General features: G+C 63.9%; 22 protein-coding genes. 13 read left to right on the top strand and 9 right to left on the bottom strand.

Annotated features, from left to right (window positions below; translation table 11 throughout):
- Positions 1-346: 346 nt before the first annotated feature.
- Positions 347-1,009, bottom strand: coding sequence for a DUF1345 domain-containing protein (locus FNZ07_RS06290; RefSeq protein ID WP_091012596.1), 663 nt, complete (start codon positions 1,007-1,009; stop codon positions 347-349).
- 289 nt (positions 1,010-1,298) lie between these two features.
- Here FNZ07_RS06290 and FNZ07_RS06295 point away from each other — a divergent pair, with 289 nt between their 5' ends.
- The 4 genes from FNZ07_RS06295 (at position 1,299) to FNZ07_RS06310 (ending at position 5,904) form a co-directional block, all read left to right on the top strand.
- The gene (locus FNZ07_RS06295) at positions 1,299-1,880 is read left to right on the top strand and encodes a sugar dehydrogenase complex small subunit (protein WP_091012599.1); all 582 of its coding nucleotides are present in this window, start codon (positions 1,299-1,301) and stop codon (positions 1,878-1,880) included.
- Positions 1,881-1,973: 93 nt separating this feature from the next.
- Positions 1,974-3,575, top strand: coding sequence for a GMC family oxidoreductase (locus FNZ07_RS06300; RefSeq protein ID WP_091012601.1), 1,602 nt, complete (start codon positions 1,974-1,976; stop codon positions 3,573-3,575).
- 22 nt (positions 3,576-3,597) lie between these two features.
- A complete protein-coding gene (locus tag FNZ07_RS06305) occupies positions 3,598-5,016 on the top strand; it encodes a cytochrome c (RefSeq protein ID WP_091012604.1) in 1,419 nt (472 codons plus the stop codon).
- A 156-nt stretch (positions 5,017-5,172) separates the two neighbouring features.
- Positions 5,173-5,904 carry a metallophosphoesterase gene (locus tag FNZ07_RS06310; protein WP_407670676.1) on the top strand — a complete coding sequence of 244 codons (732 nt, stop codon included), beginning with the start codon at positions 5,173-5,175 and terminating at the stop codon, positions 5,902-5,904.
- Between the two features lie 15 nt (positions 5,905-5,919).
- Here the strand turns inward: FNZ07_RS06310 and FNZ07_RS06315 are convergent, their stop codons facing one another.
- The 3 genes from FNZ07_RS06315 to FNZ07_RS06325 all read right to left on the bottom strand — a co-directional run bounded on the left by FNZ07_RS06315 (position 5,920) and on the right by FNZ07_RS06325 (position 7,695).
- The gene (locus FNZ07_RS06315; RefSeq protein ID WP_091012608.1) at positions 5,920-6,621 is read right to left on the bottom strand and encodes an RES family NAD+ phosphorylase; all 702 of its coding nucleotides are present in this window, start codon (positions 6,619-6,621) and stop codon (positions 5,920-5,922) included.
- The gene (locus FNZ07_RS06320; RefSeq protein WP_091012611.1) at positions 6,618-7,055 is read right to left on the bottom strand and encodes an MbcA/ParS/Xre antitoxin family protein; all 438 of its coding nucleotides are present in this window, start codon (positions 7,053-7,055) and stop codon (positions 6,618-6,620) included. The genes FNZ07_RS06315 and FNZ07_RS06320 overlap by 4 nt, the downstream gene beginning before the upstream one ends.
- Positions 7,056-7,221: 166 nt before the next feature.
- The gene (locus FNZ07_RS06325; RefSeq protein WP_143098083.1) at positions 7,222-7,695 is read right to left on the bottom strand and encodes a hypothetical protein; all 474 of its coding nucleotides are present in this window, start codon (positions 7,693-7,695) and stop codon (positions 7,222-7,224) included.
- Positions 7,696-7,882: 187 nt separating this feature from the next.
- Between FNZ07_RS06325 and FNZ07_RS06330 the strand changes: the two genes are divergently transcribed.
- The 5 genes from FNZ07_RS06330 (at position 7,883) to FNZ07_RS06350 (ending at position 12,077) form a co-directional block, all read left to right on the top strand.
- On the top strand, positions 7,883-8,557 hold the full coding sequence (locus FNZ07_RS06330; protein WP_177228283.1) for a M24 family metallopeptidase: 675 nt from the start codon (positions 7,883-7,885) through the stop codon (positions 8,555-8,557).
- A gap of 47 nt (positions 8,558-8,604) precedes the next feature.
- Positions 8,605-9,522 (top strand): LysR family transcriptional regulator, encoded by a 918-nt coding sequence (locus FNZ07_RS06335; RefSeq protein ID WP_091012616.1) that lies wholly within the window; start codon positions 8,605-8,607, stop codon positions 9,520-9,522.
- Positions 9,523-9,708: 186 nt separating this feature from the next.
- A complete protein-coding gene (locus FNZ07_RS06340) occupies positions 9,709-10,911 on the top strand; it encodes an NAD-dependent formate dehydrogenase (RefSeq protein WP_091012618.1) in 1,203 nt (400 codons plus the stop codon).
- A 114-nt stretch (positions 10,912-11,025) separates the two neighbouring features.
- Positions 11,026-11,541 (top strand): HPP family protein, encoded by a 516-nt coding sequence (locus FNZ07_RS06345; protein ID WP_091012619.1) that lies wholly within the window; start codon positions 11,026-11,028, stop codon positions 11,539-11,541.
- Between the two features lie 68 nt (positions 11,542-11,609).
- Positions 11,610-12,077, top strand: coding sequence for a hypothetical protein (locus FNZ07_RS06350; protein ID WP_143098084.1), 468 nt, complete (start codon positions 11,610-11,612; stop codon positions 12,075-12,077).
- Between the two features lie 110 nt (positions 12,078-12,187).
- On the opposite strand, the gene FNZ07_RS06355 is transcribed toward FNZ07_RS06350, so the two are convergent.
- Positions 12,188-13,039, bottom strand: coding sequence for a LysR family transcriptional regulator (locus FNZ07_RS06355; RefSeq protein ID WP_091012625.1), 852 nt, complete (start codon positions 13,037-13,039; stop codon positions 12,188-12,190).
- Positions 13,040-13,139: 100 nt separating this feature from the next.
- Here FNZ07_RS06355 and FNZ07_RS06360 point away from each other — a divergent pair, with 100 nt between their 5' ends.
- Complete coding sequence (locus FNZ07_RS06360; protein ID WP_091012628.1) at positions 13,140-13,523, top strand: tautomerase family protein; 384 nt, start codon at positions 13,140-13,142, stop codon at positions 13,521-13,523.
- Positions 13,524-13,694: 171 nt separating this feature from the next.
- Positions 13,695-15,356 carry a CHAD domain-containing protein gene (locus tag FNZ07_RS06365; protein ID WP_091012630.1) on the top strand — a complete coding sequence of 554 codons (1,662 nt, stop codon included), beginning with the start codon at positions 13,695-13,697 and terminating at the stop codon, positions 15,354-15,356.
- A gap of 132 nt (positions 15,357-15,488) precedes the next feature.
- On the opposite strand, the gene FNZ07_RS06370 is transcribed toward FNZ07_RS06365, so the two are convergent.
- From FNZ07_RS06370 to FNZ07_RS06385, 4 genes are all read right to left on the bottom strand, one after another.
- A complete protein-coding gene (locus FNZ07_RS06370) occupies positions 15,489-16,190 on the bottom strand; it encodes an ATP-binding cassette domain-containing protein (RefSeq protein WP_091012632.1) in 702 nt (233 codons plus the stop codon).
- A gap of 1 nt (position 16,191) precedes the next feature.
- Complete coding sequence (gene modB, locus FNZ07_RS06375) at positions 16,192-16,866, bottom strand: molybdate ABC transporter permease subunit (RefSeq protein ID WP_091012634.1); 675 nt, start codon at positions 16,864-16,866, stop codon at positions 16,192-16,194.
- 22 nt (positions 16,867-16,888) lie between these two features.
- The gene (gene modA, locus FNZ07_RS06380; RefSeq protein WP_091012891.1) at positions 16,889-17,665 is read right to left on the bottom strand and encodes a molybdate ABC transporter substrate-binding protein; all 777 of its coding nucleotides are present in this window, start codon (positions 17,663-17,665) and stop codon (positions 16,889-16,891) included.
- A 127-nt stretch (positions 17,666-17,792) separates the two neighbouring features.
- Positions 17,793-18,494, bottom strand: coding sequence for a phosphatase PAP2 family protein (locus tag FNZ07_RS06385; RefSeq protein ID WP_091012636.1), 702 nt, complete (start codon positions 18,492-18,494; stop codon positions 17,793-17,795).
- 297 nt (positions 18,495-18,791) lie between these two features.
- On the opposite strand from FNZ07_RS06385, the gene FNZ07_RS06390 reads away from it, so the two are divergent.
- The gene (locus FNZ07_RS06390) at positions 18,792-19,964 is read left to right on the top strand and encodes an extracellular catalytic domain type 1 short-chain-length polyhydroxyalkanoate depolymerase (RefSeq protein WP_091012637.1); all 1,173 of its coding nucleotides are present in this window, start codon (positions 18,792-18,794) and stop codon (positions 19,962-19,964) included.
- A gap of 112 nt (positions 19,965-20,076) precedes the next feature.
- Positions 20,077-20,253 (top strand): DUF3563 family protein, encoded by a 177-nt coding sequence (locus FNZ07_RS06395; protein ID WP_091012638.1) that lies wholly within the window; start codon positions 20,077-20,079, stop codon positions 20,251-20,253.
- Positions 20,254-20,270: the final 17 nt, after the last annotated feature.

Genomic DNA, 20,270 nt, shown 5'->3' on the forward strand with positions numbered 1-20,270 from the left:
ACAGCCGCCCATTGGGCTTCCAGAGCCGGATGACGTGGGGCGCGCGGCGAGCGGCTAGCGCGAGCACCTGTTAGTCAATGTAGCGCAAAGATCGGCACGCTGTCGTGTGCGAAGGTATCCGGCAACGTGCGATCTCGTCCGCAGCGGGCAGTGCGATAGCGATGATGTCCCGCGCAATGCCCGAGCGGTGGATGGATGCACCGCAGCAAACCCTGTGCCAGCGGTTGCGGCCGGGTAACACGATGGTCGCCCGGGGGTGCGATGAGCGAGGTGGGTAAAACCGGCGCCGCGCGGGCGAGTTTTACAGGCCGCGGATTGCGAATGTCATGTGGTCTTCATGCGGCCTTCACGAACCGAGCAGCCCCGCAGCGATGTTGACGCACAGACCGAGCACCGCGACATTGAAATAGAACGACAGGATCGATTGCGCGAGCGTGGCGCGCCGGATCGAGCGCGAGCGCAGGACGACATCCGATGTTTGCGACGCAACCGCGATCGTGAACGAGTAGTACAGGAAGTCCCAGTAGTTCGGCTCGAGCGCGCTATCGGGGAACTGCAACGCGGTTTCGTTCGTGCCCGAGCTGTAGTAGAGCCGCGCGTAGTGCATCGTGAAGATGGTCGGGATCAGGAACCACGCGCCGATCAGCGTGAGACCGGTGAGCAGCGAGTGCAGCACGCTCGAGGCGCTGCTGCTACCCTTCGCGGCCGAAAGCTCGAGGATGATCGCCGCAATGCTTGCCACCGTCGCGACGCAGATCACGACCAGCACCACGCCGGCGTTTTCGTCGTCGCGCATGGCGAATTCGCGCACCTGGTCGTGATGCGCACCGGCCATGTGAATCCACATGAGCACCAGATACGTCCATACTGTGACATCCCACGCGATCAGCACGCGCACCATCGGTTTCAGCGACGACGGCACGAGCAGCGCAGCGACGATGCCGACGGCCAGTGCGATCATCATGCGCGGCCGGTTGCGGAGCACTTGCGGATAGAGGTTCATGGGCATGTGATAGAAAGGAAAGCTGCGGGACCGGCTGCGGCGATTCTACTCGCGGGGTCCGGGCGATTTGTGGAAACCTTGCGCGGAGGCTATAGTTTTTTGCACGCCGCCTTGCATGGAGCTTTCGAAGGCCTGGGCAACACTGGCTGGCGTGGGTACGCAGCAACGATATAACAGAGACCGCGATAGCGGCACAGCAAGACCTGGTTTGGGGCGGACCGCCGGTGCGGTTTTCATGGCGGCATGCCGTGAGTGCAGCACCGGTCGACACAATACAACATCATCTGGAGCCCCCATGACAGATGCTAGAGAGAACGATGCGCGCCACGCGGCGACGCATTCCGCCAGCCGCAGGGCATGGATGCTCGGCGCGTGCGCGACAGGCGCGGCGCTCGCTTTCGCGGTTGCCGGCCGCCCTGGCGTGCAGGTCGGAGCCGGCTTCTTCGGCATCTCCCCCGCATTCGCCGATGCGCCTGCGGGCGGCGGCCTCGACGCATTCCTCGCCTTGTCGCAGCGGCTCACCGGCCACACCACGTTCGATCCCGTACTCAGCAAACGCATCTACGATGCGCTCGCGAAATCCGACAGCCAGTTCACGCAGAACGTCGGGTCGCTCAACACCTGGCTGCAGGGTCACGCGGGCGTGCCGTCCGATACCGTGACGCAGGCCTTGCAGACCGACCAGCCGGCGCTCGCAAAAACCATCGGCGCGATCATGCGCGCGTGGTACCTCGGACTCGTCGGCGACATGCCGCACGTGCAGGTGGTCGCCTATGAGCGAGCCCTGATGTTCGAACCCGTGAAGGATGTCCTCACGATCCCGTCGTATTGCCGCGACGTGCCGTTCTACTGGACCCAGAAGCCCGCCAGTGTCTGAACGGCATCGGTCTCTCGCACGCCGTGCGCCGCCTGGGGCGAACGTGACGGCGTACCTCAGCAAGCAACGATAAGCCAGCAGGAGAGGGCAACAATGGCAAATTCAACTTCCGCCGACGTCGTCGTCGTCGGTTCGGGCGTGGCGGGCGGTCTCGTCGCGCATCAGATGGCGCTGGCCGGCGCGTCGGTGATCGTGCTCGAAGCGGGGCCGCGCATTCCGCGCTGGCAGATCGTCGAGAACTTCCGCAACTCGCCCGCGAAGTCCGACTTCGCGACGCCGTATCCGTCGACACCGTACGCGCCGCATCCCGAGTATTCGCCGGAGAACAACTACCTGATCCAGAAGGGCGAGTATCCGTATAACTCGCAATATGTGCGGCTTGTTGGAGGCACGACATGGCACTGGGCCGCGGCGACGTGGCGTCTACTGCCGTCCGATTTCCAGTTGAAGAAGCTATACGGTGTGGGCCGCGACTGGCCGTATCCGTATGAGACGCTCGAGCCGTGGTACTACGCGGCCGAAGTTCAACTCGGCGTGTCCGGTCCCGATGCGAAGGTGGACCTCGGCTCGCCGCGCTCGAAACCGTACCCGATGAATGCGCTGCCGCTGTCGTACATGGACCAGCGTTTCATGGACGTACTGAACCCGCAGGGCTTCAAGGTCGTGCCCGAGCCGGTCGCGCGCAACAGCCGGCCGTACGATGCTCGGCCGACCTGCTGCGGCAACAACAACTGCATGCCGATCTGTCCGATTGCCGCGATGTACAACGGCGTCGTACACGCGGAGAAAGCGGAACAGGCAGGTGCGAAGCTGATCGCCGAAGCGGTCGTCTACAAGGTCGAGGCGGACAACAAAGGGCTCATCACCGCGGTCCACTACAAGGACCCGAACGGTAACAGCACACGTGTGACCGGCAAGCTGTTCGTGCTCGCCGCAAACGGCATCGAAACGCCGAAGCTGATGCTGATGTCGACCTCCGACAAATTTCCACATGGCATCGGCAACAGTTCCGACCAGGTCGGTCGCAACCTGATGGATCACCCCGGCACGGGCGTGACGTTCCTTGCCAACGAGCCGTTGTGGCCCGGACGCGGACCGATGGAAATGACCTCGATCGTCAATTTCCGCGACGGCGCGTTCCGCTCCGACTACGCGGCGAAGAAACTGCATTTGTCGAACGGTGTGCCGACGATGAGCGTCACGGCCGCGCTGCTGAAAAACGGTGTGACGGGCGCCGAGCTCGACCGGCAGATCCGCGACCGAGCCGCACGTACGTTGAACATCAACAGTTTTCACGAGCATCTCGCGGAGCCGCAAAATCGCATCATTCCTTCGTCCGATCACAAGGATGCGCTCGGTATTCCGCAGCCCGAGATCTACTACTCGATCAACGACTACGTGAAAAAGAGCGCCGCCAACACGCACGAACTGTATGCGCAGATCGCGGGGCTGTTCGGCGGTACCGAGGTGGCTTTCGACGATACCTTCGCGCCGAACAATCACATCATGGGCACGACGATCATGGGCAGCGACGCGGCCGATTCGGTGGTCGATAGCGATTGCCGCACGCACGATCATTCGAACCTGTTCATCGCCAGCAGCAGCGTGATGCCCACGGCCGCTTCGGTGAACTGCACGCTGACGATCGGCGCGCTGGCGCTCAAGCTGGCCGACAAGCTCAAGCGTGAAATCTGACCGGACCCGACGGAGAGCCACCATGACGAAATCCACGTCTCGCGTGCATCCGGCCGGCGACGTCGCCGTGCAGATGCAGGTAAAACGCCGCCGCCTGCGGGTTGCGACGCTGGCAGCGGGTTTTTCGCTGTTCGCGTTGTACCTCGCCTGGCATGCGTGGCACGACCCTCAATCGCAACATCAGGACGAACTGCCGATCACCCAGGCGATCGCGCAGGATGCGTCGTCCGACCAGGCGGTCGCGGTGGCCGGCCCCGACCTCGTGAAGCGCGGCGAGTACCTCGCGCGCGCGGGCGACTGCGTCGCGTGCCACACCGCGGACAAGAGCCGTCCGTATGCGGGCGGCCTGCCGATCGCCACGCCGTTCGGCACGATCTATACGCCGAACATCACGCCCGATCCCGATACCGGCATCGGCCAGTGGAGCGACGCGGAGTTCCTGCGCGCGATGCACGAGGGCATCGGCAAGAGCGGCGAGCGGTTGTACCCGGCGTTCCCGTATGTGGAGTACACGCGGGTTACCGATCAGGACGTGCTCGCAATTCGCGCGTATCTGAATACGCTTGCGCCCGTGCATTACACGCCGCCGCGCAACGACCTGAAATTTCCGTTCAATCAGCGCTGGTTGATGACGTTCTGGAATCTCGTCAATTTCACCGAAGGGCGCTTCGTGCCGGATCCGAAGCAGAGCGCGGAGTTGAATCGCGGGGCGTATCTGGTGCTGGGGCTCGCGCACTGCGAGGAATGTCATACGCCGCGTAATTTCATGCAGGGGCTGAAGTCGAGCGATCGCCTCTCGGGAGCGGTGCAGGCCGGCTGGCACGCGTTCAATATCACGCCGGACAAGAACAGCGGCATCGGCAACTGGAGCGACGACGAACTGGTCAGCTATCTGTCGACCGGCGTCGCACCGGGCCGTGCCAATGCGGCGGGCCCGATGGCCGAGGTGGTGACCGACAGCACGCAGTATCTGAACGACGAGGACCTGCACGCGATTGTTGCGTACCTGCGCAGCGTGCCGCCGGTGAGCGGCGGCGAAGCGCGGCCGCGCGACCAGTGGGGCAAGCCCGCCGACGATGTCACCGCATTGCGCGGCCAGACCATCACGAGCGTGAACGGCGCACAGCTGTTTATCGCGAACTGCGCGACCTGCCACAACTGGACCGGGCAGGGCGTCGGCGCGAGTGCGCCGGGTGCGTACCCATCGCTGGTTCATAACAGCGTGGCAGGCGCCAGCGACGCAAACAATCTCGCGATGGTGATCCTGCACGGCGTGAACCGCACGACGAAACAGGCCGACGTGCTGATGCCGGCATTCGGCGATCAGCTAACCGACGACCAGGTGGCGGCGATCACCAACTATGTGACCAGGCAGTTCGGCAATCCGCAGTCGACCGTGACCGTCGATCAGATCGCGAAGCTGCGCGCACAGCAACAATGACCCCGCGGGCGGCGTGTACCCGGTAGCGATTGCCGGATGCGCCGCCCGCAGGCTTGCAAGCGCTTACAAGAACCTGCCCGGCGCAGAAAAGATGGCGAGCGCGCATACGGGCGATTTGCGGCGCACTATGATGTTGCTATGCACACTCCTTCCGCCATTTCAGCTGCGCCCGTCGTTCAGCACCACCCGGCCAATGCGCAGGGCCGCGATTACGTCGTCGGCGATCTGCATGGTTGCGTGGATGCGCTGCGCTACCTGCTGCGCGAAATCGCCTTCGATCCCGCACGCGACCGGTTGTTCTCGGTTGGCGACCTGGTCGATCGCGGCACGCAATCGGAGGAAGCGCTCGCGCTGCTCGACAAGCCGTGGTTCCATGCGGTGCTCGGCAATCACGAGGACACGTTGTGCGCGGTTGCCGAAGGACGGTTGAAGCGCCAGTGGTGGTATGGCATAGGCGGCGAGTGGGCGGCCGCGGTGCCGGAGGAGCGCCTGCGGCAGCATGCGCGCAGGCTGAGGACGCTGCCGCTCGTGCGCGTGGTGGGCAGCGGCGCGACGCGCTTCAATGTGCTGCATGCGGAGTTTTTCGGCACGGATGCGCAACTCGATGCCGAACACTTTTCCGACGAGCAGCGCCATCAATTGTTATGGGGCCGCGCACTCGCGACGGGCAATCGCGACACGCATGGCCAGCCCGGGCTGTCGCTGACCTATTGCGGCCATACACCGATGCGCGAGCTGCAGCAGATCGGCGCGCAGGTGTTCATCGATACCGGCGCGTTCGGGCCAGGCGGCAAGCTGACCGTTGTCGAGGCGCGCAAGCCGCATCGCTGGTCGGTCTCCGTTGAAGCCGCGCGTGCGGATGGCGCGGCTGCGCTGGCGCTGCCCTGACGGCTTACTTCCTCTTTATCCCACCTGATTCAGCTCGAACACCACGTCGACGGCACTGCCGTTCCAGTTGTATTCGAGGTACGCGGCGTGATGACAGTCGCGCAGCACCGCCGTGCGGAATGCCGCGAGACATTCGCCGCCCGGATCGCGTACCGACGGATAAGCAATGCCCGGTGCGCCGGCCATGCGCACCGCGCGACCGAGTGCCTGGCCGGGCAGATAGTCGACCGGGGAAAGCACGCCGGGATCGAGCGATGGGTCATCGCGCAGATCGACCACATTGCCGTGCGCGCTCACGGTGTAGAGGCGCATTTGCTGCCGCAGCGGCGGTTCTTGCGTCGCGGCGAGAAACAGGCCCGTGTGATAGCGCGTTTCCGCAATCGCGGTGGCTTTGGAGCGCGCGCAGTAGAACACCCCATAGGTGCCGTCCGAAAAGCGGCTACCGCCCGGATTCAAATGAGTCAAGGCGGCCATGATCGGCCCCCAGCCCTTGCCGAAACGGCGTTCCTCGCGCGGCACCAGATCGAGATCGCCGACTTCGGTGCGCAGGCGGTCGTTGGTCATCTCTTCGAGCTTGTAGAGCGCTTCGAAGTCTTCGGGCGAGGCGACGCGGTCGAACAGGTTCACTGCCGGGAAGCGCGTCGGGATCACGCGATACGCGGGCGACCATGCGAGCGGCGACGTGCGCCAGCGGTCCTGCCAGTGCGGTTCAGTCACGCCCAGCCGCCTCTCATTGCGTCAAGGTACTGGCGCACCGCGACCAGGTCGCTGAGGTTGCCGGCCAGCATGCGGTCGAGCGCGCGGCGGCCGCCGAACGGCGGCGCACTGTTGGGACGCTTGACCCAGGCATCGGCGGCGTGCGGCTGCGGCAGCAGGATTTGCAGTGCCTTATAGATGCCGAGCATCAGCGACAGCCGCTCGAGCGTGTCGCGGCCGAGCCGCGCGGTTTCCGGCATGGCTTTCCATTTGAAGAACGTCGACCGGCCCGGCGAACCGAGCAACACGATTTGTTCTTCGGCGCTCAGATCCCAGTCGCGGGCGATGTTGAAAAACGCGCGCAGGCCCGCAGCGGACATGTCCGCGACGGACGGTTCCGCGACAGCCCGGCGTTGCGGCTCTCGCGAAGCGGAAGCATGGGCGGCAGATGACATGATTTAGTCCTTAATTGAACTTCTATGTGATATTAGTCCATTTGTGGATTAATGCAAGGTCTGTATACCGATTGGTCATGAAATTCCCGCCCGCGCGGGTTCCCGCCCGGTGACCGGGCGTGCTTCAGGCAAAACAAAGGGGCGGGCGGGGGGCTTGGTGACCGCTTCAGACCATCGAGGCAGCCGGTGCGCCGCTTTGCGCGTAGCGCTCGAGCACGTGCCCGATGCACAGCGCAATGAACGCGGCGTCGAGCCGGTCGAGAGCGGCAGCGGCCTCGCGCAGCGCGGACTGATCGACGGCGGGGGACTGGAAGATGACGTCGCGCAACGCTTCGGCAAGCGCGGCGCGTTCGATGAACGCGTTCAGATCGGACAGACGCGGAAAGTCTGCCTGTTCAGCCTGACTTCTGAGCGAAGAGAGCAACACCGGAAAAGGCTGCGAGCCTTTGATGTCCACGAACAGTTCGACGCCGCGGCTGCGCGCGAGTGTCTCCATGAAACGCGCTACGCTGCCGCGCAGCCGAGTGAACGCATCGACGACATCGCGGATCGAGTCGGCCCGGCGACGGTCGCCTGTCGGCCGCAACGGCATGATTTTTCCCGCGAATCCGCCTGAACGACGGCTCTGGTCGTTGGACATCTCTTCCCCTGGCACTGCTGCATCGAAACACACAGCGTAATATACGACAGAATATAACGATGACCCTAGCGGTGGTCTGCGAATGCATAGGCGTCGAGCCACACGCGAGCGCCGTTTTCATGACACGATTCAGACTCAACGCACAACGCGGCATGGGCCGCAGGAGAGCATGGCAGTGAGCGAAGCAATGAATCAGCAAGATGCAATCAACGCATCGAAGCAGGCCGTCGGTGACGGATTTTCCGTGGCATCGATGCGCTATGCGAGCGATATGACGTGGAAAGCAGTCGAAGCCGTCGCGCGCGAAATCCGGCCCGGCATGCGCGAATCGGAAGCCGTCGCACGGTGCAAGGAAGTGCTGGCGGAGCTCGGAATGGACCGCATCTGGCATCCGATCCTGATCCGCTTCGGCGAGAACACACTGAAGACGTTCAAGCAGGCATCCACCGTCGATCCGCAACTCGGCGAGGACGATATTTTCTTCGTCGATCTCGGTGCGGTCTGGGATCGTCACGAAGGCGATGCTGGTGCGACGTTCGTCACTGGCGACGATGCGGAGATGCGGGCCTGCGCGGACGCCGCGAAGGTCGTCTTCGACGAAGTCGCGCATCACTGGCGTACCACCGGCGCCGGTGGCAAAGATCTGTACCGCTATGCGGCGCAGCGCGCCGAAGCGCATGGATGGCGGCTCAACGTCGACATCAAGGGTCACCGTATCAGCGATTTTCCGCACGCCATCTACAAGGCCGGCAATCTCGGTGATTTCGAAGCGTGTCCGTCGGCGGGCCTGTGGATACTCGAAATCCAGCTCGCCCATCCGACTCGCCCGTTCGGCTCGTTCTACGAAGACCTGCTCGCGTGAAGACCTGCGTTTAACCCTCGTCCGATCGCGGCACTTCGGAGCGCGCCATGTTCATCCGTCAGCTCGACTATCTGGTGACGCTCGCGCGCGAGCAGCATTTCGCGCGCGCCGCCGAGCTGTGTCATGTGTCGCAGCCGGCGCTTTCGTCGGCGATACGCAATCTCGAAGCCGAACTGGGACTCGTGATCGTGCGGCGCGGCCGGCGCTTTCTCGGCTTCACTGAAGACGGCGAGCGCGTGCTCGGGTGGGCGCGCCAGACGCTCGCCGCGCTCGATCACATGCGCCAGGACGCGTCGGCGGCGCAGGTTCGTCTGACCGGCACGCTGCGCATCGGCGTGATACCGACCACGATGCCTGTGGTGAGCTTGCTGCTCGGCGCGTGTCGCGACGCGCATCCGGCGATGCGCTATTCGCTGCGCTCGCTCAGCTCCGATGCGATCCTGCGTCAGCTCGACGACTACGAACTCGATATTGGTTTTACGTATCTCGACGATCGCGTGCAGGCGGGCTTCGATGTGCTGCCGTTGTATCACGAGCGTTATGTGCTGTTGTCACCGGCCGGATCGAGTGAAGGTGTATGCGCCGGTGTGGATCGCTGGGACGCGGTCGGCGCGCTGCCGTTGTGTCTGCTCAGCAATGCGATGCAGAACCGTCAGGTGATCAACGCTGCGTTCCGGCGCGGCGGCGTGCAACCATCCGTCGTGCTCGAAGCAGACTCGCTGCTCGCGCTGTATTCGCACGTCCAGCACGCGGGGTTGCACAGCGTGTTGCCGCACAGCCTGCTCAGCGTGCTCGATGCGCACGACGGCGTGAACGCAGCGCTGCTGCTTCCCGAACTGACCCGCGAGATCGGCCTGATCGCGCGCAATCAGCCGTCGATGCCCGCGCTCGCCGCCGCGATGTGGCGAGCGGCCGAGCAACTCGACCTGCAACACACATTCGATTCACTGCTGCCGCACGCATGACGAAATCGACGAAGCCGCTCGTGCGGCGAGTTTGATAAGGCGCAGTTATCAACCGATCCGTCCAAACGATTGGACCAACCGCACCTCGCACGCCGACACTGGGTCTGTCGGTTGTACTGCAGTCGGATGACCGGCCGGCATGAGCACATGCCGCATCTCGACTGAGTCAGAGCGGAGTGAAACATCGTGGCAAAAGTTCTTTGTGTTCTGTATGACGATCCTGTCGGTGGCATGCCGAAAAAATACGCACGCGACGACATCCCGACGATCAACCGTTATCACGACGGTCAGACGGCACCCACGCCGGAAGCTATCGATTTCAAACCGGGCGAGCTGCTCGGCAGCGTGTCTGGCGAACTCGGCCTGCGCGCGTTTCTCGAATCGCACGGTCACACGCTGGTTGTGACCTCCGACAAGGACGGCCCGAACTCGGTCTTCGAGCGCGAACTCGCCGATGCTGAAGTGGTGATCTCGCAGCCGTTCTGGCCGGCTTACCTGACCGCCGAGCGCATCGCGAAAGCGCCGAAGCTCAAGCTCGCGCTGACCGCCGGCATCGGCTCCGATCACGTCGATCTGGCCGCTGCGATCGAGCGCAAGATTACCGTTGCCGAAGTGACGTACTGCAACAGCATCAGCGTGGCCGAACATGTCGTGATGATGATCCTGTCGCAAGTCAGAAATTATCTGCCGTCGCACGAATGGGTCAAGAAGGGCGGCTGGAATATCGCGGATTGTGTCGAGCGCGCGTATGACCTCGAAGGTATGCATGTGGGCACGGTCGCTGCCGGCCGGATCGGCGCGGCGGTGTTGCGCCGCCTCAAGCCGTTCGACGTGAAGCTGCATTACACGGACCGCCACCGTTTGCCGGAGCAGGTTGAACGCGAGTTGGGCGCGACGTGGCACCCGGATGTCGAATCGATGGCGAAGGTGTGCGATGTCGTGACGATCAACTGTCCGCTGCATCCGGAAACGGAGCATCTGTTCAATGAGCAGATGATCTCGAAGATGAAGCGCGGCGCTTATATCATCAATACGGCGCGCGGCAAGATCGTCGACCGTGACGCGATCGTGCGTGCGCTAGAAAGCGGGCAGCTCGCCGGTTATGCGGGCGACGTGTGGTTCCCGCAGCCTGCGCCGCGCGATCATCCGTGGCGCACGATGCCGCATCAGGGCATGACGCCGCATACGTCGGGTACGACGCTGTCCGCGCAGACGCGCTACGCGGCCGGTACGCGCGAGATTCTGGAGTGCTGGTTTGGCGGCAAGCCGATTCGCGACGAGTATCTGATCGTCGATGGCGGGCAACTGGCCGGTGTCGGTGCGCACTCGTATTCGGCCGGTAATGCGACGTCGGGTTCTGAAGAAGCGGCGCGGTTCAAGACTGCCTGAGCCTGCTTGAGCGATTGGCAATTTCGTCGCGCTCATGGTGCGATTTTTTCCAGCTAACGCCTGATACAGACGCGCCGCAAACCTGCGGCGTGTCTGCTCCTGCCCATTCAAAACATGAAGAATCCTTCCGAAGCGACGGGACGCATCACGCGTTCCGTATCCCGCACGCCGGTGTTGCAGGCAATCTGCGGATTTGTCGGCGGTGCGCTTGCTATCAGCCTGACCGGCCTGCTCGGCAGACTGGTCGATGCGCCGCTGCTGATCGCGCCTTTCGGCGCATCGAGCGTTTTATTGTTTGCCGCGCCCGACAGCGCGTTCGCCCAGCCGCGCAATCTGGTGTGGGGGCATCTGATTGCATCGACGGTCGGCTTAGCGGTGTTCTGGCTAGCCGGTGTTGGTCTCTGGCAGATGGCGCTCGCCGTGGGCGCGGCCATCGCGTTGATGCAACTCACGCGTACGGTTCATCCGCCCGCGGGCGCCGATCCGCTCGTCATCATGCTGGGCGGCGGCGCGTCGGGCACCTTCCTGTTGTTTCCGGTGCTGGCCGGCGTGCTGTCGTTACTGCTGATCGCGCTCGTGTTCAATTCGCTAGTGCGCGGCGAACGCTGGCCACGGCGAGACATTTCTTGACGTTTGGATTTGTGGCGCTGGGTATAATCGCGACCCGCAAAACAAATCGAACGCAGGAGTGGCAGGAGATGCAGGTACGCGCAGTAGTGGTAGCCGTCATGGTGGGATGTTTTTCCTGTGTGACGATGGCGGCGCAGCAGTACGCCGAGGTGTGGAATCCGCCGGAGGCGGTGAAAACAACCAAAACGACGAAGACAGCAAAGCGGACCGGCGGTGCGGCGCGCAAGATCGCCAAACCCACGACAACGGCGACAGCTACGACGAAGCATCGTGGGGCGGTTCATGCAACGTCACACGCGGCGCCGCGCACGAAGCCAGCCGTGCGAACCGCTAAAGCGCACGTGCCGTCGGCAACGGTGCACGCGAGCCGCAAGACAAAGCAGTCCGTTGCCTCGACGGGCGCAACGTCGCGCGCCACAGTGCGATCGAAAAAAATCGCTGCGGCGCCAATGAAGCGCAACACATCGCAGACTGCGAACCGGCAACCGGCAACGAATGCCGCGGGACGTGCGGGCACCGAGCCGCCGATTCTCTAGCCTCTAGTCATTCCGCTCGAAACGAACGATTGAGCTAACCGCACACTGTCGCGGTCTGGGGTGCACGCTTTCTCTGTGCGCACCTCGAATCAACGAGCCGTACGCGCAGCTCATTGCACGGCGAGACTGTTCGCCACCAGCCTCAGCGTTTCGATCGAGCGCGGGTCGCGGATCCGCGTGTAGAGCGTCACACGCGATTCCGGCAGCGCCGGCAAGCCAAGGCGCGCACTGACATCGATCAGACCGCGCGGCGCCACACGTCGTGCGAGCGGCGAAATCGCGAGGCCCGCTGCGACCGCTGCGCCAACCGCGACCATGCCGCCGCCGATGAACACTTCACGCCATCCGATCCCCGCGTCGTCCAGCGTTTTCAGCGCCACGGCACGCACGTTGCAGGGTGGTGCCAGCAGCGCGAGCGGAAGCGGTTCGCCGGGGCGCGGCAACCAGTCCGGACTGGCAAGCCAGCCGAGCGCTTCGCCGAACAGCAGTTGCGCGTCGTCACGCAGCGCATCGTCGGGATCATGGCGCACGATCGCCGCATCGAGCCGCCGCTCGTCGAACTGCGTCCGCAGCGCAGCCGAGGGGCCCATATGAAGCTCGATCAACAGACCGGGATCGTATGCGTTGAGCTTCGCGAGTAGCGCCGGCAGACCCGCTCCGGTGACGTGCTCGCTGAGCCCGAGCGACAGCCGGCGTCGCTCGACGGCGAGTGCACCGAGCGCCCGCTCGTGAGCACTCAGCAAATCGCGTGCAGCAACGAGGAACGTATCGCCGTCGCCGGTCAGCCGGACGAGGCGCGGCGTGCGCTCGACCAGCTGCTTGCCGAGGTGTGTCTCCAGCCGCTTGAGCTTCAGACTGACCGCCGATTGCGTAGTGTCGAGCGCATCCGCCGCGCGTGTGAAGCTGTGCAGATCGGCAACCAGAACGAACGCGCGCACTGCATCGAGATCGAGCATGATCATTTCCAATGAAAATGATTGAAATAGGTAGTCATATCTTTTAATAATGGATGATACGGCTTATTCTGGGTACCAGAAATCGTTCTGACCCAAGGAGGTCATCATGCCGTTCACTCGTATCGCAATACGCGCTGGCCAATCCGCTGCCTACAAGGCGGCTTTGTCGGAAGGCATTCAGCGCGCGCTGGTCGCCACCTTCAACGTGCCCGAGGACGACATCTTCATGGTCGTCAGCGAACACGACGAAAACAGCTTCTTTTTCAAGCCGAGCTACCTCGGTATCGAGCACAGCGAGAACCTCGTGCTGATCCAGTTGACGGTGAGCAATACCCGCACCGTCGAACAGAAAAAGGCGCTGTACCGCCGCATCGCCGACGAACTCGCGGAGAGCCCGGGCGTGCGAAAAGAGGACGTGTTCATCAACCTGGTCGAAGTGCAGACGGAGAACTGGTCGTTCGGTAACGGTATTGCGCAGTACGCGACGTAAGCGGTGGTTGTGCGGCGGCGTGCGCGTGAGGGCGAACGGTTTTTCTACCTTACGCAGGTTTGCAGGAACGAAAGAGCCGCGTATGGCGGTTCGTGTACGATAAACAGGCTGTCTTGCGGATAGCGGGTGCGCGGTTTGCGTGCTCGCTTGACGGTCGTACACGGAGCGTTCATGACTCGCGTTTTCGAACTCGTGCTCGAGATTCCCAGCGCTGCGGCGCGCGAATGGTGCGCTGGGCGCGCGTCGGCGGATGGTGCGGATGGTGACGCGGATGGTGATATAGCCGCTGCACAAACCGACGCGCTTCTCGTCAAAGCGCTGGCCGCGCTGCCTGGCATCGCGGGCAGGCGGCGCAGCGTTGCACACATCGCAGTGCGCGACTTCGATGCGAAGAGGGCGCTGGGCGACGCGGGATGGCGGCTCGCAGTCGAGGCGTCTGGCGCCGGGCGGCGCGTGATCGCGGTTCATGGCGAAGCGCATTCGCCCGGCATCACGATTCGCAACGCCGCATTTCAGGCACCACTCGATGCACAGGAATTGCACGAGGTATCGTTCGATCGCGCGCCTGAAGCGTTCAGAAAGGTGTTGCCGGACCCGAGCCGGATCGAGCCGACCGTTTCTTTCGAATGCAGCCGGACGCGGTGGCGGCCCTTGTCGACAGAGGCTGGCTTGCCGGTCGATGTCGTGTTCGAGCGTATCGATGTACTGGACTCGTCGGGTTTCGATGGCGCGCCGCCGGTTCGGGAGATCCATCTGACGGTTCCTGTCGCCGATATAGCCGACGTATCCGATGTACATGACGCAGCGGAAGCCCCCCACGCCGCTCGCCGCGCACTCTTCGCCATCGCTCGTGAAATCGTTGCCGCGCTGCCCGCCTTTGCGGTTCTCGACAGTGCGGTCGACCGCGCATTCCGCGACAATTTTCAAACTCAACTCGAACCCGTCTACGCACAACCGATCGATCTGGCCGGCACCGCAACCCAACGCGATGCACTGATCGCGATTGGCGGCAATCTTGCGCGACACTGGTTCGGCAACGAAGCCAGCGTGCGCGATGCCGCAAACGTCGAATCAGTCCATCAGATGCGCGTCGCGCAGCGCCGCCTGAAAACCGCGATGCGTCTTTTCAGGCACTGGCAGGACGATGCCTGGACGATGCAGATCGCGCCGGGGCTCAAGTGGCTCGGCGACCTGCTCGGCGATGCGCGCGACTGGGACGTGTTCATCGATTCGACGTTGCCCGCGCTAGTCGCCGCCGACACCGACGCTGCACGCTGGAGCGGTACGTTCGACGCAGCCAATGTGCAGCGGCTGGCGATGCGCGCGCGCATCCAGGATGGAATGCATTCGTCGCGCTACGCGCAACTCACACTTGCGTGGCTCGAATGGCAGGGCGAACTGCTACACGACGATCGTCGCGCGGCCGCAGGCGATGTCGCTGCAGATTCGCTGAACACGCACGCAGGCAAGCGTGTGCGCAAGGCATTCAAGCAACTGATGGCGACCCCGAAGCTCACCACGCTCGACGACGCGTCGCGCCATCAAGAACGCATTCGCGCGAAGCGCCTGCGCTACACGCTGGAATTCATCGAATCGCTCACGACGAAACAGACTCGCGGCGAGGTTGTGAAAACACTGTCGCGGATGCAGGGCGTGCTAGGCGACGGCAACGATGCGGTCGTTGCGCTCGGCTACCTGGAACAGCTCGAAGTCGACGCGTATCAACTGGGTTTTGCGCGCGGCTGGTGCGAAGCGGTGAAGCGTTATACGGCGAAGGAAGGCGAGCGTTTGTTGCGCACCCTAGGCAAGCCGAAGCTTCGCGACGGCCGATGATCCAGCTTGTCGGTGCGCAATCAGTTGCGCAGCATGTGCGGCAGTTCAGGACTGCGAGCGCGATTCTCGATGCGATCGACCCGCGATCGACCCGGTGCAACTGACCACGTATGGCCCCGCACGAGGCTTACATTACGCGCTACTACGCGCATACCCCGCGAACGGCTGGTTCGGCCGTACCCGTCCGTCGCCCACCTGCACGACCTGATCGCCGAAAGCGGCGACATCGTCGGGATCGTGTGTGATCAGCAGCATCGGAATATCGAGGCGCGCCTGTAGATCCGACAGCTCGCGCCGCATGCGTTCGCGCAGCGCGTAATCGAGTGCGGAGAACGGCTCGTCGAGCAGCAGTAATTGCGGCCGCGCGACGAGCGCACGCGCCAGCGCAACACGCTGTTTCTGCCCACCCGACAACTGCGCCGGATGATTGCGCGCAACGCTCTGCAGATCGAGCGCGTTCACCCAGTAATCGACGTCCGGATGATCGAACCGCGCGCGCGGGTTCAGCCAACCCGGCTGCAGACCAAAACCGATGTTCTGCCGCACGTTCAAATGCGGAAACAGCGCGTAGTCCTGAAACAGATACGCGACCTTGCGCTGCTGCGGTTTCAGATCGATGCCGCGTGCACTATCGAACAGCGCCGCGCCGTTCAACACGATCGATCCTTCATCGGGTCGCAGCAAACCGGCGATCGCCTGCAGCGTCAGGCTCTTGCCCGCGCCCGACGGACCGAACAGCACGACGCGTTGTTCGGTCGCGGCGAACGAGATGTCGAGCGTGAAGCGATGCCCGGCACTTGCGAGGGTTTTGCGGATGTCGACGGCGAGCGGCATGTCAGCGGGACGTGAGCAGCGAATGTTGCGGCACGAGCCGACCTGCCAGCACGAGGATCACCACGCAGGTGACCGATGTGACGAGCACGAGGAAATTGGCGGTGGCGTCGTCGCCGGCCTGAACCGCTGCATAGACCGCAACCGACAGCGTCTGCGTGCGCCCCGGCAGATTACCGGCGATCATCAGCGTCGCGCCGAACTCGCCGAGCGCGCGTGCGAATGCGAGCAGCGTGCCGGCGAGAATGCCGCGCGCCGCGAGCGGTAGCGTCACACGAAAGAAGATGCCGGCTTCCGTGATACCGAGCGTGCGCGCGGCGCGCTCGAGTTGCGGATCGACCGCCTCGAAGGCGGCGCGCGCCGATTTCAGCACGAGCGGAAACGCGACCACCATCGACGCGATCACCGCGCCCTGCCACGTGAACACCAGCTGGATGCCGAGCCGGTCGAGCCACGCGCCAAACACGCCGCGCCGGCCGAGCAGCACGAGCAGGTAATAGCCGAGCACGGTGGGCGGCATGACGAGCGGCAGCGTCAGCAGTGAATCGACGAGATCGCGCGCGCCCGAGCGCCAGCGCGCGAGCCCGAAGCCCGCGACGACACCGAACACGAGATTGAGCGCGGTCGCCCAGCCGGCAACCTTCAGCGACAGTAGCAGTGGAACCCAGGCCTGTTGCATGGCAGAGCGCGACGGGCGGCGTCTAGTGAGCCGGCTTGAAGCCGTACTTGCCGAGCACCGCCTGGCCCTCCGGCGACAGCACGAACGCAATGAACGCCTGCGCGTCCGTCGCGTGCTTGCTGCCTTCCACTTGCGCGATCGGGTAAGTGATCGGCGTCTGCGTCGGCACCGTCAACGCGACTTTCACGCGATCGGGCATGACGGCCGCATCGGTGCCGAACACGAAGCCCGCATCGACTTCGCCGCGCGACACGTAGTCGAGGCTCTGCCGCACATTGGCCGCGAGCACACCCTTCGCACTGACTGCATCCCACGCGCCCGCCGCTTTCAGCGCGCCTTCCGTATACCGGCCGACCGGTACCGACGCCGGGTCGCCATAGGCGACGCGTTTCACGCGTGCCGCGGTCAGTTCGTTAAGCGAAGCGGGCGCGAAACGGCTATCCGACGGCACGATCAGGACCAGTGAATTGGCCGCGAAATCCTTGCGCGTGGCGGGCAAGATGACTTTTTCGGCGGCGGCCTTGTCCATCGCCTTTTGATCGGCGGAGGCGAAGACATCGGCGGGTGCGCCTTTGGCGATCTGCTGCATCAGTACGTCGGATGCACCGAAATTCAGCAGTACCTTCGTACCGGGATGCTGTTGCTCGAACGCATCGCTCACCGCCTTGAACGCATTGGTGAGGCTGGCCGCTGCGGACACGACGAGATCGTCGGCACGCGCGTTGGCGCTGATAAAGAGCGATACGGCGCTGACGGCGAGGAGCGCATGCTGCAGAAGACGACGGCGGGACAGGGACATGATGCGAAGGCCGGGCGGACCGGTCGGTGGGTGGAAAGCGCCATCGTAATATAGCGGGCGATACAACGGTCGCTCCGATCCATCGATGATCGGCATAGCGGCACCCGCATGAAGCGGGGGCGGGTGTTCAGGCTTGCGTGGGAGCGAGCGGCGACAGGCCGTTGCGGGTCTGCGAGATTGGTGTGCCGGCCGGCAGGCTGTCATGGCCGGCCTTCCAGCGGGCGCGGACGAACGGCCGGTCGTGGCCGGACACCTTCAGCGCGAGATGCGTGACCCAGCGGTGGGTCGGCAGGCGGACGTCGTGCAGCGCGAACGTGAGAATGGCGAGGCTCAACGCGACCGCTGCCGCCGACAGCCTGCCTGGCGCCGCATGCCAGGACCCGCGGATGAACACCAGCGCGGTCAACGCCCCGACGAGGCAACCGGTAATCGCTTCAGAAGGCGAGTGCGCATCGAGTACCACACGCGACAGTGCGACTGCGACGCCCGCAGCGAGACCGAGCACCACGCCGATCACCCGTACGGCTGGCCGCGTAGGCAACAGCATCAGGAATAGCGCGACTGGATAGACGGCTGTCGACAGCATCGCGTGGCCGCTCAGGCCGGTGAAGTCCCAGACGCGTACGCCCACGCCCCAGCCGAGGAACGCCAGCTTCGTGCCCGTCACGAGGACGACGGCGACGCCAAGCAGCAGCAGCCAGCCGGCCGCCATCCGCCATGTATAGCCGACGGCGAGCCAGAGCGCGATGGCGATCGCGAGCGGCAGAGTCAGACCGGCACCGCCGAGACTGGTGATCGAATACCACAGATGGGTGGGCAAATCAGGCATGGGAGCGATGCGACACAGGCCGCGTAGAATCGGGTCGAAGGATCCGGATACAGGATTAACGCGCGAGCCGCATAGTCAGGCAGACAACACGTCGAACATCTTTTCTGCCTGCCAGTATAAACGGGGCTGCTGGTTCGGCGGGGCGGCCAACTGTGTGCCGCCACGCGAAACAGAGCATAAACCGCCATTTTCAGGATGCCAGCATCGCGGCGAAATTGATGTTATTGTGCATTGCACAATGGCGTCGATTACCCGGCGCGAACCTATGGGTATCGGCCCTTTTTTGCGAGGCCCCCGATGGCAAAGAATCTGACGAAACTCTGGCTGGGCGGGCTGAAGCGGCTACTGGCGGTGCAGACCGAGTATGTCGAGTCCGCCTCGAAGAAGCGCAAACCGCTGCGGCAAGCCCGGCCCAAACCGGTCGCCCGGCCGGCGGTGAAGGCACGAGCCGCGGAAACGCGCGAGAAACCGGCGGCCACGGCGCGTGAGTCGCGGGTTCGTCCGCGGGCAGCCGCGTGGGCGGGCGGCGCATGGACGCGCTCGTTCCATTCGGCGCCGGCCGCTGCCGGCCGCCTCGTCAACCACCTTCACTACGGCCTGTACATTCCAGCCGGCCGGGCGCTTGCGCCGATGCCGCTCGTCGTGATGCTGCACGGCTGCCAGCAATCAATCGATGAATTTGCCGAAGGCACGCGCATGAACCTGCTGGCCGACCGGTTCGGCTTTGCCGTCGTCTATCCCGAACAGTCGAAACACGTGCATGCGCATCGCTGCTGGCACTGGTACGACACCAGCGATCACGCAGGCGGCGCGGAAATCCGCGCGGTTGCTTCACTGGTGGACGAACTCGTTGCCGAACATGGATTCGACGGCGAACGGGTTTATGTGGCCGGCATCTCCGCGGGCGCGGGGCTCGCGTCGTTGCTCGCAATCCATTACCCGTGGCGTTTCGCAGCCGTGGCGCTGCATTCCGGTCCGGCGCTCGGCGAGGCGCATTCCGGCATCGCCGGTATGGATGTCATGCGGCGCGGCACACGCCAGGACCCGGTCGAACTGATCGACCAGGCAGTCGACGTCGCGGCCTATCCGGGCATGCCTGCAATCATCGTGCATGGCGACGCCGACCAGGTGGTCGCGCCGGTCAATGCGGATCAGCTGGCGCTGCAGTTTGCGCGGCTGAACGGCTTCGTGGGTGCGGACGGCGCGTGGAAAACCGGCGAGATTCGCGAGGATCGCAAAGCCAGCGTCGTGACACGCGATTACGTGCGCGGCGGCCGCCGCGTGATCCGCCTGTGCCACGTGGCCGGGCTGTCCCACGCGTGGAGCGGCGGCGACGACGCGGTACCGTTCCATTCATCGAAAGGACCCGATGTGAGCGCGCTGCTGTGGGAATTCTTCAAGCACCAGCGGCGCTCGGGCGTCCCGGCCGAGCTGGACGCCGCGGCGGCCAGCGTGCCGGCGGGACGCTAAAAGCGTTGATAGAGGTCGCACTCGAAGCAGGGGCTAGCCAAATACTAGGGTTTCCCCTATAATCAGGGTTATTAACTAGGTAATAACCCTAGTCATTCCCTGAGGTTTGATCATGTACCTGCTGAGCCGCCTGTTTCTGTTCCTGACGAAGTCGTCCGATGTGGCCGCTAAAGAGCGCCAGGATGCCTACCTGTCCGAAGCCACTGATCTCTACGATCTGGAATTCCGCATGCGCAAGCTTGACCGTGAAGCGTCGAGCCGTCATCCGTCGTGGATGAACCAGTTCTAAGCTATTGGCTGCAATAC

This window comes from Paraburkholderia megapolitana, from assembly GCF_007556815.1.
GTDB lineage: Bacteria > Pseudomonadota > Gammaproteobacteria > Burkholderiales > Burkholderiaceae > Paraburkholderia > Paraburkholderia megapolitana.

Excerpts from the sequence above, each read along its gene's own strand:
- FNZ07_RS06290 (WP_091012596.1), bottom strand. The coding sequence starts at position 1,009 with ATGCCCATGAACCTCTATCCGCAAGTGCTCCGCAACCGGCCGCGCATG.
- FNZ07_RS06295 (WP_091012599.1), top strand. The coding sequence starts at position 1,299 with ATGACAGATGCTAGAGAGAACGATGCGCGCCACGCGGCGACGCATTCC.
- FNZ07_RS06300 (WP_091012601.1), top strand. The coding sequence starts at position 1,974 with ATGGCAAATTCAACTTCCGCCGACGTCGTCGTCGTCGGTTCGGGCGTG.
- FNZ07_RS06305 (WP_091012604.1), top strand. The coding sequence starts at position 3,598 with ATGACGAAATCCACGTCTCGCGTGCATCCGGCCGGCGACGTCGCCGTG.
- FNZ07_RS06320 (WP_091012611.1), bottom strand. The coding sequence starts at position 7,055 with ATGTCATCTGCCGCCCATGCTTCCGCTTCGCGAGAGCCGCAACGCCGG.
- FNZ07_RS06325 (WP_143098083.1), bottom strand. The coding sequence starts at position 7,695 with ATGTCCAACGACCAGAGCCGTCGTTCAGGCGGATTCGCGGGAAAAATC.
- FNZ07_RS06330 (WP_177228283.1), top strand. The coding sequence starts at position 7,883 with ATGAATCAGCAAGATGCAATCAACGCATCGAAGCAGGCCGTCGGTGAC.
- FNZ07_RS06335 (WP_091012616.1), top strand. The coding sequence starts at position 8,605 with ATGTTCATCCGTCAGCTCGACTATCTGGTGACGCTCGCGCGCGAGCAG.
- FNZ07_RS06345 (WP_091012619.1), top strand. The coding sequence starts at position 11,026 with ATGAAGAATCCTTCCGAAGCGACGGGACGCATCACGCGTTCCGTATCC.
- FNZ07_RS06350 (WP_143098084.1), top strand. The coding sequence starts at position 11,610 with ATGCAGGTACGCGCAGTAGTGGTAGCCGTCATGGTGGGATGTTTTTCC.
- FNZ07_RS06355 (WP_091012625.1), bottom strand. The coding sequence starts at position 13,039 with ATGATCATGCTCGATCTCGATGCAGTGCGCGCGTTCGTTCTGGTTGCC.
- FNZ07_RS06360 (WP_091012628.1), top strand. The coding sequence starts at position 13,140 with ATGCCGTTCACTCGTATCGCAATACGCGCTGGCCAATCCGCTGCCTAC.
- FNZ07_RS06365 (WP_091012630.1), top strand. The coding sequence starts at position 13,695 with ATGACTCGCGTTTTCGAACTCGTGCTCGAGATTCCCAGCGCTGCGGCG.
- FNZ07_RS06370 (WP_091012632.1), bottom strand. The coding sequence starts at position 16,190 with ATGCCGCTCGCCGTCGACATCCGCAAAACCCTCGCAAGTGCCGGGCAT.
- modB (WP_091012634.1), bottom strand. The coding sequence starts at position 16,866 with ATGCAACAGGCCTGGGTTCCACTGCTACTGTCGCTGAAGGTTGCCGGC.
- modA (WP_091012891.1), bottom strand. The coding sequence starts at position 17,665 with ATGTCCCTGTCCCGCCGTCGTCTTCTGCAGCATGCGCTCCTCGCCGTC.
- FNZ07_RS06385 (WP_091012636.1), bottom strand. The coding sequence starts at position 18,494 with ATGCCTGATTTGCCCACCCATCTGTGGTATTCGATCACCAGTCTCGGC.
- FNZ07_RS06390 (WP_091012637.1), top strand. The coding sequence starts at position 18,792 with ATGGCAAAGAATCTGACGAAACTCTGGCTGGGCGGGCTGAAGCGGCTA.
- FNZ07_RS06395 (WP_091012638.1), top strand. The coding sequence starts at position 20,077 with ATGTACCTGCTGAGCCGCCTGTTTCTGTTCCTGACGAAGTCGTCCGAT.